An 8,477-nucleotide genomic window follows, 5' to 3' on the forward strand; every position below is an offset into this window, starting at 1 on the left:
CTATATGCTTGAATTCGATAAAGACAGGAACGAAATCTGTTATGACTATTCCCGATGCCAGCAATGTGGCATTTGCGAAGCGGTATGTCCCAAGCAGGCCATATCCTTGGAACTGCGAAAAGACGGGACAAACCTGATCAAGGTGGACAATGACAAATGTATCCGCTGTAAACGATGTGTGAACTGCTGTCCCGCCAACAAGCGTGAGAACTACGAAGGGTATTTTGACAACTTCACCGGAAAAGAATATTACTTGGGTTATAACACGGACAACACGGTAAGACACGAGTGTTCATCAGGCGGAGTCTGCAAGACAATCGTTATTGAAAGCCTGCGGAACGGACTGGCTGACGGTGTCTATACATTGAGACGCACCGACGTTTTCCCGTACGCTGAAGGGGAATTCTATACGAAAGACAATATTCCGCAGTATGATGACATCCCCAATTCAGTCTACCATTCGATCATGGCATGCCGGAACATCAACAAGATACAGCATTGTAAAAGGCTGATTGTGGTGGGTACGAGTTGTCAGCTTCGGGCGATGAACGCCGCACTGAAGGGAAAGGCGGACGAAATTATCCGCATCTGCATCTTCTGCAAGCAACAGAAGACGCTGGATTCTACACGGTTTCTTGCCAAGATTGTGGGAACAAAAATACCCGAAAATCTAAAATTTTCGACCCGCTATCGCGGGAATGGATGGCCGGGAATCGTTCGGGTGAACGAATCTGAGCTGCCCTGGAATAGGGCAGCTCAGATTCCGTTCGGGCGTAGATTGTGGACGGTTCCGGGCTGTGACCTCTGCGGCGACTCATTCGGGATCAATGCCGGAGCGGACTTGTCTCTGATGGATCCCTGGAAAATAAGGACACCGAACGACATGGGCGAGACTTTGGTTACGGTACACACTGAAACCGGGAAGAAGCTGTTGAAGAGTATAGACACCATCGGATTACAGGAAAAATCCTTTGAGGATGTAAAGGCGGCCTTAAGCCTGAAAGACGTATGGAGAAAACAACAGACAGAACCTTACTTCCGAGGTGAGCAATGCAGCACAACCGCCCAAAAGGCCGGGGAGGCGGAAATGAGACAAAGACGTACCATCCGGAAGATTGTGGACACTCTTCCCCGGATGCCCATCCTGTTCTACCGCGTACTCTGCAAATTTTACCCCGACTCACGTAACCGAATTCTGAAATAGACATGATGGACGTAAAAGTAATAACCCGGCACGGACCTTCCAATTATGGTTCGTTGCTGCAAAGCATAGCCACCCTGGAAATACTTGGGAGACTTGGCGTGTCGGCAAAGATAATAGACTATCAGCGGAAAGATGAAAGAGGGCTGAAAGCAACCCTGGCACAAGTACGCCTGAAAAAAGCGTATGCCGGTAACGTCCTGAAAAAGGTCCTTTATGTCATGGTACGTTTCCCGATGGAATCCATGGCAAGAGCACGGTTCGACAGGATGCGTACCCGCTATCTGCGGATGACCGGACGGGTGAGTGACACCGAAGGACTTGCCAAACTGCAGGCTGACGCTTTTATTACCGGAAGCGACCAGGTATGGGGACCCTTGTACAACGGGAAATATGACCCGGCCTATTTCCTTTCATTCGTCAAGGAAGGGAAAAAGCTGGCCTATGCCGCCAGTTTTGGCAAAACCCGATTCAATGATGAAACAGTGGCCGAATACAAACATTGGCTCAGCCTGTATGACGCCATAGCCGTAAGGGAAGACAGTGCCGTACAGCTGCTGGACGAATGGGGTATTCGATGCAAAGGACAGGTTTTGGATCCCACATTGATGCTTGACGGCGGACAGTGGTCAAGGATGATACGGAAGGAGATCAATGGCGATTACATATTGGTATATCAAATCCATAATGACGTCAACCTGAACCGTTATGCCATGGAGTTGTCCCGACGCACGGGGCTTCCGTTGGTCCGCGTCAGTCCGCACCTTCACCAGGCAAGACGTGGAGGGAAGTTTGTCTGGTGCCCGGACATTCCCGACTTCCTGGCCTACGTTAAAAACTGCCGGTGCCTCGTAACAGACTCTTTCCACGGCACTTGTTTCGCCATCAACTTCAACCGTCCGTTTATGGAGGTGCTGCCGAACACATCCACGGGCAGCAGGAATCAGAGCATCCTGAAACTGACAGGACTCGAAAACCGAATCGTAAAGGATTTCAATGATTTTTCACTTTTCGACGAGAAAATAGACTACGCCAAGGTAAACACCATCCTTGAAAGGGAACGTTCCGCTTCACTGGACATCCTGAAAAACCTCCTTGGACTATAATCCAAAAACTTACTTATGATACGAATTTTGCATTCCGTCAGTAACCTGGACCGTGGCGGGATAGAGACCATGTTGATGAATTACTACCGTCACATCGACCGTGACAAGGTACAGTTCGACTTCGTATGTAACAAGCTGAAACCGGGCGCATACGACAAGGAAGCCACGGACATGGGAGCGAGAATATTCCATTCGCCCGGACTCCATCCACTGCATTATCCGCAATACATTCGGTTCTTCAAGCAACTGGTTAGGCAACATCCTGAATACCGTGTGCTGGAAGTCCACAACGGGGCGTTAGGGCTGTATGCGCTGAACAGCGCAAAGCGTGCCGGCATACCCGCAAGGATATACCACGCCCACGGGCAGGGGCTGAATCTCGACTATAAGATTGCGCTGAAGTGGGTCTGCAAGAAAATGTTGCGGTTCAACATGACCCACCACTTCACCTGCGGACTGAAAGCCGGTGAATATTATTTCGGAAAAGCCGTGATGGAGCGTGGGGATTATGTGCTCGTGCGTAACGCCATCGACGTGGACCGTTTCGTGTTCAACCCGGATGTAAGGGAACGATTGCGCGGTGAGAACGGGCTTGAAGGTAAACATGTGGTGGGTCACGTGGGAAGGTTCATGCACCAGAAGAACCACGTTTTTCTCATCGAAGTGTTCGCACAGATAGCCAGACGTGATGAAAAGGCTGTCCTCGTGCTGCTCGGTGACGGGGAACTGCAGGAGAAAATCAGGAACCGGGCCGGGATGCTTGGCATATCAGACAAGGTGAAAATGATGGGTAATGTGGGGAACGCTAATGAATGGTATCAAGCGTTTGATCTGTTTATTCTGCCCTCCCACTGGGAGGGGTTGCCTGTTGTCGGTGTTGAAGCCCAGGCGGCAGGACTTCCGTGCCTGTTCTCTTCCTCGATAACCCCGGAAATAGGACTTACGGAAAACGCCGTGTTCCTTGACCTGGAATCGGGAGCGGACGCATGGGCGGAAAAAGCCACAGCACTGTTGTCCGCCCGACAGGAACGCGGGAATATGCGTCAGGCCATTGTGGAGAAAGGTTATGACATCCGTGTAGAAGCCAAGAAACTGGAAAACCTTTATCTGGAAATCTATAACAGCACACTGAAATGAAGATAGGAATACTCACGCACCACTTCATCGCCAATTTCGGAGCGTTTCTGCAGGCGTATGCGTTGCAAGAAGCGATTAGACAGGAACATCCGGACGATGAGGTGTACATCATCAATTATATCCACTTGAAACACTTCATCATCAATACAGGCGGCTGGTTCAGGTTCTACGCCGGACGCGAAACGATGGGTGAATGGATACAGAAAATACAATTGCCGGGAACGTTTTATTCGGCCAGACACAAACACATGAACCTTACGCGGCGCTGCTATGATGCGGACGGTGTGAACAGGTTGGGGCTTGACGTAATCGTGGTGGGCAGTGACGAAGTATGGAATTTCAGGGATACGAAAAGCGATGCTGAGATAAAATTTGGCAGGGGGTTGAACTGTAAACGGCTGGTGTCGTATGCGCCAAGCGTTGGTAACTCCACGCCCGATGGAGAAATACCGGAATACGTTACGGAAGGTATCAGGGGTTTCAAGGCCATCTCCGTCCGGGATTCCCTAGGACTGCAACTTGTAAGGCATATTACCGGTAAGACACCGTTAAAGGTGCTTGACCCGACTTTCCTTATAGACTTCCCGATGGAGGAAGTCCGACTGCCGAACAAGGACTATATCCTGTTCTACTATGCGGAAAATCTTCCCACACACATAAAGGATCAGATATTCGATTATGCGAAAGGACATGGCCTGGCCGTTTATGGTGCCGGAGAGTGCGACAGGCGCTATTCCGCTGTCACCGTGAACCTTACGCCCTTTCAATGGGTATGGATGTTCAGGAACGCACGCTTCGTCATAACGGGTACGTTTCATGGAGCGGCTTTCTCCATTGAGAATGAACGCCAGTTTAAAGTATATCTAACCCAGAAAAACAGGATACGGAAAGTAAATGACCTACTGGAAACACTTGGCATTGAGAACAGAGGCATTGACGATAGTTTTGTATTTGACCTTGAACGGCAGGAAAAGGAAATAGACTATAAGGCGGTGAATGAACGTCTGAGACAAAAAAGGAATAAAAGTCTGGATTTCCTGAGAAATGAAATCAGGTAATGCTACAATATCTAAATACACAATCATTATTTAATCCTTTTTATGAAGATAGTAGTTACAGGAACCCGTGGCATTCCGAATATCATGGGTGGTGTGGAAACGCATTGCGAGGAACTTTTTCCAAGGATTGCCAAACGTGGATTTGACGTAACGGTGATACGGCGTACTAATTACGTCAAGGATGACCTGACGGAATGGAACGGCGTGAAGTTAGTGAATATCGACAGCCCAAAGAAGAAGTCATTTGAAGCAATCATCCACACTTTCAGGGCCATCAACGAGGCGAAGCGATTGAAAGCCGACATACTGCACATACACGCAATAGGTCCTGCACTGCTTGTTCCATACGCGAAGATGTTTGGAATGAAAGTTGTTTTCACCCACCACGGGCCAGACTACGACCGCGACAAATGGGGATTTGCAGCAAAGACAATGCTGAAACTCGGTGAGCGCATGGGTTGCATGTTTGCAGATGAAGTGATAGTAATCTCCGACGTGATACGCAACCTGATAAAGCGGAAATACAACCGGACAAGCCACGTTCATTTGATTTATAACGGCGTGTCTCAGCCTGAAGTATGTGATTATCCTGGATACTTTAAGAAACTTGGCATAGAGAAAGGCAAGTATATCCTCGGCATGTGCCGTTTCGTGCCTGAAAAGAACCTACATCACCTCATAGAAGCATATATTGAAGTAAGAGAACAAAATCCTGATACGGATATAAAACTTGTACTGGCTGGTGATACGGATTTTGAGGATGACTATTCACGCAATCTGAAAGAGATGGCGAGAAAGAACGGCGTTGTCCTTACGGGGTTCATAAAGGGTAAGAACCTACATTCTCTGTTGACGAATTGCCTTTGCTATTGCCTGCCGTCAAGCCACGAAGGTTTGCCCATCTCTTTGCTGGAAGCCATGAGTTACGGTGTAAAGGTAATCGTGAGTGATATACCTGCCAATTTGGAAGTAGGTCTTAATAATGAAGACTACTTTCCTGTTGGCGATGTGGATGCACTTGTTGGAAAGTTAAAAGCCGTAATAGAACATCCATTGGAACACATCAATTACGATATGAGCATATATGATTGGGAGAAGATTGCCAATCAAGTGGCAGAGGTATATCTTAGGTTAAAGTAGCAGGAGATTTATCTCAATAATCACTTTGTGTTAATCAATCCGCTATCTGAAATATGTTGAGAGATTACCAATCTCATATAAAAGAACATATTTTATCATTTGGAGAACGGCATTGTAACATCATAGTGCAGATGCCCACAGGAACAGGCAAAACACACCTGCTTGCTTCTATCATTTATGACCATTTGAAAGAGGAACAAAGCCAATGCGTGTGGATAGTCGCCCACCGCCGCGAGCTTGTGGAGCAGATAGAGGAAACCGTTGCACGCTACGGCATATCCAAAGAGGACGGACGGGTAAAGGTGATGTCCATCCAGTGGCTGTCAAGACATTGGGAGGACTTGAAAGACGAGAGGCCGAGTCTGATTGTGATAGATGAAGCGCACCATGCGCTGGCTGAAACCTACCAAGAACTGTGGCTGCGCTATCAGGAAACGAAGAAGTTGGGCATGACCGCCACGCCATGCCGCTTGAACGGCAAAGGGTTCACGGACTTGTTTGACACGCTGATAACATCCAACAGCATAGCGGACTTCATCCGGCAAGGGTGGTTGTCCGCTTTTGATTACGTGTCCATCCGTCCGAACAGCGAAGACCAAATGTTTGTTGACAACTTGCAGAAGCGTGGAGCTGACGGTGACTTCCAAGTGAAGGAAATGGACGCCGTACTGAACAGGCGGCCAAGCATAGAGAGACTGTACGAAAGTGTCAGGCAGTATGCCGACGGAAAGAAAGGCATTGTCTATGCAATAAGCATCGACCACGCACGTAACATCGCCGGGTATTACAAGGAACATGGGATGAATGCCGTCGCCATTGACAGCAAGACACCGGCAAAAGAACGTAAACAGCTTGTCGAGGATTTCAAAAAAGGCAGGATACAGGTACTGGTCAATGTGGACGTGTTCAGCGAGGGCTTCGACTGTCCCGATGTGGAGTTCATACAATTGGCAAGGCCTACCCTCTCGCTTGCCAAGTACCTGCAGCAGGTGGGGCGCGGACTGCGCAAGACGGACGGCAAGGATTGCTGCGTGATGATAGACAACGTGGGGCTTTACCGCCTGTTCGGGTTGCCTACGGCTTACCGTGACTGGCAAGCCATGTTCGAGGGGCGGCTGGCTGGGAAAGGCTACGCTAACATGGCAAGGACAGCATATTGCCAAACCGCCAGGGCGGAGAAAACAGAAATCACAACACCCCAACATGACGACGGGATGGAAACAATCGTAACGCATGAAAAGCTGGTTGACTACCTTAATGCCGTAGATAACATCCCATTGGGTATTAAGCAAGATAATTTAAAGGCATTCAAGGACAGGGTAAGCGGACTGTATGGCCTGAAACTCGGCGAGAAAATAACAGTAATGCCGCTGTATACGGAGGTGCTCGGCACGGATGGCTGTCTTGCTGTTGTACGCCTTAACAATAAACAGGTGTGCATAGTGGATGAACAGGGCGGAATAACGGCAAGGCTTGGACGGTGCAGCAAGGTGAAATTCATGAAGGACAGGATACTGTCGATGACGGGCGGCAACGGCCATGAAACCTACATGGACCTGTATAATGGAAAGCTATATACAAGCAAACCAAAGGTGCTGGACTTCAAGAAAGTACAGTTACTGGAGGTTGACGGCTTCATTTACAGCAGGACGAAAACGAAGTATAGGGCAAAGGCAATCCGCGGCAACAGGAACCTTTTCGATTACGGCTTCTACCTGCGTATTTGCGACTACTTCTCCGTTCCGAGATGTAGGCAGGTTGAAGAGGACGATGCACGGTGGGGGTACGACAGCACCTGCATCCTTGCCGGAGATTATGAAACCTACTACCGTTATTGCGGAATGCTGGCGGACGGGAGCATAGTCGTAGAGGACACCGCAGGGAAATACTTCCTTGTAGATGAGTGCAATGGCAAGCGGTACATCGCTTGCGAAAACCCGAATACCCCGGATGAGGACTTCAACACCGTCATTCCACACCTGAAAGCCGAAGCGTCAAGGCGTGCATCCATGCGGTCGGAAAAAGAGAAGCAGGAAGAGGAGGATAAGCGTCAGAAGCGGTTGGCCGGAATGCAGCAGGCCGAACCTTTCCGGTCAGGTCGGAAGTGGGGGCTGAAACTCGGAGGGCGCATAGTCGTGCCACCTGTTTACCGCAACATCCTCGCGCCTGTCGGGAACTACTGTGCCGTGGAGTGCAACCCCTGCCAATGGGGCATCATCATGCTCGACGGCAAGGTAGTAGTGGAAGCCAACTACTCGAAAGTAGAGATACGTGATGACGGTACGGCAAGGCTGACTGTCTTCCCCGGAAAAGAGAAGGTCGTGGAATTAGGCACCTGACAAGGCAGGAAATATCCGCACAGTACAAAAATGCCGCAAGCTGTCCAAAATTGTTCCAAGGGCGGTTTGCGGCATTTTTGTGCCGTTTTGTATAGTTCAATACATGGAAACTTGAAAAATACCGACACACGCCTCACGGCGCAGGCCGGTACACTGACACTACTTGAAACTTATGACGTTAGCTTTGCATCCAGGAAACGATAGGCATTGTCGTTCACGAGCCTTATAATCCGTTCGTGGAACTCGGTGTTGGAGTTGCATACGCCACGGCTCTGTACCACTTTTCCTTGCTTAATCGAGAACTCCACGGTTTCGATGCGCCTGCCCGAAAGGTCGTGGGCTGAAAGGATGATGCTGTCTGATTTGGCGTAATACCCGCACTCGAACACGCAGTGCTTCTTATGCAAAGCTGAACATAAGCACCATTATGCAAAGTGTTATATTATGCGTAGCGTTACTAATAAATAGCTATTATTCAATATTATTTAGCAGCAAC

6 protein-coding genes and 1 pseudogene are annotated in these 8,477 nt (G+C 49.1%); 6 read left to right on the forward strand and 1 reads right to left on the reverse strand.

Annotated elements, in window-relative coordinates; all coding sequences use genetic code 11:
- Positions 1-4 precede the first annotated feature (4 nt).
- Genes H6B30_RS14505 through H6B30_RS14530 form a run of 6 tightly spaced genes read left to right on the forward strand, consistent with a single transcriptional unit; the run spans position 5 to position 7,981 of the window.
- Positions 5-1,204, forward strand: coding sequence for a Coenzyme F420 hydrogenase/dehydrogenase, beta subunit C-terminal domain (locus H6B30_RS14505; RefSeq protein ID WP_205111839.1), 1,200 nt, complete (start codon positions 5-7; stop codon positions 1,202-1,204).
- 5 nt (positions 1,205-1,209) lie between these two features.
- Positions 1,210-2,307, forward strand: a complete 1,098-nt coding sequence (locus H6B30_RS14510) for a polysaccharide pyruvyl transferase family protein (protein WP_205111852.1) — start codon at positions 1,210-1,212, stop codon at positions 2,305-2,307.
- A 15-nt stretch (positions 2,308-2,322) separates the two neighbouring features.
- The gene (locus H6B30_RS14515) at positions 2,323-3,444 is read left to right on the forward strand and encodes a glycosyltransferase family 1 protein (RefSeq protein ID WP_205111840.1); all 1,122 of its coding nucleotides are present in this window, start codon (positions 2,323-2,325) and stop codon (positions 3,442-3,444) included.
- Entirely contained in the window at positions 3,441-4,502 is a 1,062-nt protein-coding gene (locus tag H6B30_RS14520; RefSeq protein ID WP_205111842.1) for a polysaccharide pyruvyl transferase family protein, read from the forward strand. Before H6B30_RS14515 ends, H6B30_RS14520 begins: the two co-directional genes overlap by 4 nt.
- Before the next feature lie 42 nt (positions 4,503-4,544).
- Positions 4,545-5,642, forward strand: coding sequence for a glycosyltransferase family 4 protein (locus tag H6B30_RS14525; protein ID WP_205111844.1), 1,098 nt, complete (start codon positions 4,545-4,547; stop codon positions 5,640-5,642).
- 53 nt (positions 5,643-5,695) lie between these two features.
- Positions 5,696-7,981 carry a DEAD/DEAH box helicase gene (locus H6B30_RS14530; RefSeq protein ID WP_205111846.1) on the forward strand — a complete coding sequence of 762 codons (2,286 nt, stop codon included), beginning with the start codon at positions 5,696-5,698 and terminating at the stop codon, positions 7,979-7,981.
- A 170-nt stretch (positions 7,982-8,151) separates the two neighbouring features.
- On the opposite strand, the pseudogene H6B30_RS14535 reads toward H6B30_RS14530, so the two are convergent.
- Positions 8,152-8,376 (reverse strand): annotated as a pseudogene (locus H6B30_RS14535) (PcfJ domain-containing protein); the annotation flags it as partial.
- Between the last annotated feature and the right edge of the window lie 101 nt (positions 8,377-8,477).

The organism is Marseilla massiliensis, assembly GCF_016899955.1.
Classification (GTDB): Bacteria; Bacteroidota; Bacteroidia; order Bacteroidales; family Bacteroidaceae; genus Prevotella; species Prevotella intestinigallinarum.

Bases quoted from the DNA above. Each gene is read 5' to 3' on its own strand.
- H6B30_RS14510 (WP_205111852.1), top strand. From the start codon at position 1,210: ATGGACGTAAAAGTAATAACCCGGCACGGACCTTCCAATTATGGTTCG.
- H6B30_RS14520 (WP_205111842.1), top strand. From the start codon at position 3,441: ATGAAGATAGGAATACTCACGCACCACTTCATCGCCAATTTCGGAGCG.
- H6B30_RS14515 (WP_205111840.1), top strand. From the start codon at position 2,323: ATGATACGAATTTTGCATTCCGTCAGTAACCTGGACCGTGGCGGGATA.
- H6B30_RS14530 (WP_205111846.1), top strand. From the start codon at position 5,696: ATGTTGAGAGATTACCAATCTCATATAAAAGAACATATTTTATCATTT.
- H6B30_RS14505 (WP_205111839.1), top strand. From the start codon at position 5: ATGCTTGAATTCGATAAAGACAGGAACGAAATCTGTTATGACTATTCC.
- H6B30_RS14525 (WP_205111844.1), top strand. From the start codon at position 4,545: ATGAAGATAGTAGTTACAGGAACCCGTGGCATTCCGAATATCATGGGT.